General features: G+C 67.2%; 2 protein-coding genes. Both read right to left on the bottom strand.

Annotation, left to right across the window (positions count from 1 at the left end):
* Positions 1-13: 13 nt before the first annotated feature.
* A complete protein-coding gene (locus F615_RS0117395) occupies positions 14-490 on the bottom strand; it encodes a crossover junction endodeoxyribonuclease RuvC (protein WP_019562411.1) in 477 nt (158 codons plus the stop codon).
* Positions 491-632: 142 nt separating this feature from the next.
* Positions 633-1175, bottom strand: a 543-nt coding sequence (locus F615_RS19135) for a phage/plasmid primase, P4 family (RefSeq protein ID WP_033371904.1), incomplete at its 5' end; no start/stop codon positions are given.

The raw sequence follows: 1175 nt of genomic DNA, 5'->3' as shown, positions 1-1175 counted from the left end.
CGGGATGTCCATCTCACGCCTCCTGCGCCGCGTCGTGCTGCTGGATGGCCCAGTGCAACAGCGCCAGGGCGTCGGCCTCGTCGTCGTCCGCCGGGGCGTGGCCCCGCGCACGCACGGCCGCCATCATCTCGTCCTTGCTCGCATTGCCCTTGCCGGTGGCGTGCTTCTTGATCGTGCCCACCGGCACGCCCTGGTAGGGGACGCCGTGGTGCTCGCACCAGGCCGTGAGCGTGGCCAGGAACCCGCCGTAGGCGTGCGCGGCATCGGTGGAGACGTGGCGGCGCACTTCCTCGAAGTACAAAAACTGAAGTTCAGAAACCGATGTCTGAATTTCAGAAATCCAACGGCCAAAGCGCAGGAAACGCATGCCGCCGCCTTCGAATCGCTGTGGCTTGAAGGATTGGCTGCCGCTGGTGATTCGGCCCGTGCGGTCGCGCAGCGCCCAGCCGGTGGTGGTGCCCAGGTCGAGGGCCAGGATCGTGGTGTGCATGGTGTCAGTCCTCGTTCGGTGGGGACTGACGCATCCGACGCACGATATCGATAGTTCCCGTGAGGCGCGCGCACGCGCGCGCGCGTAGAGACTTACGATGGACAGCGTCAGATGCGTCAGTCCTGTCGGTGGTCACGGGTGTTCAGTCGTCGGCATAGGGGGTGTAGGCGGGCTGCATCGGGTGCTTGAGACCCACGCCACGGAAGCCCCGGATGCCGGCGGCGTTGCGCCATTTCTCGACGCCGCGGGTGATCAAGAGGTCGGAGAAGCGGCGCTGTGAGCCGACGAACTCGCCGGCGGCCTCCGCCCACTGCTTCCAGTCGGTGAACAGTTCGGCGGTCAGTGACTTGGCATTGGCCTCGCGCACGCAGCGCTCCTCCAGCCAGCGGCCCAGCGCGTCCTCGGCTTCGAAGTACTCCTCGGTGGCGGCCACGACCTGCGGCGGCGGATCGAGCCGGCCCAGGCGCTGCCAGGCCAGGCACCCTTCCAGCGCCCAGGCCAGGATGCCGTCCCGCTCGGCCAGCAACTTCTGCTGCAGGTGTTTGTCGCGCCGCTCGGGCGGCACGGTGATCGTGAAGGGGATCAGGTGCAGCCGGCGCTTCATCGCCTCGTCCACGTTGCGGATCGCGGGCTTGTGGTTGCCGGCGATGACCAGCTTGAACTGGGGCGTGTACTCGAAGAAGTC

The organism is Caldimonas manganoxidans ATCC BAA-369, assembly GCF_000381125.1.
GTDB lineage: Bacteria > Pseudomonadota > Gammaproteobacteria > Burkholderiales > Burkholderiaceae_C > Caldimonas > Caldimonas manganoxidans.
The sequence above is the reverse complement of the archived record's forward strand: the minus strand, read 5'-3'. Positions and strand labels throughout refer to the sequence as shown.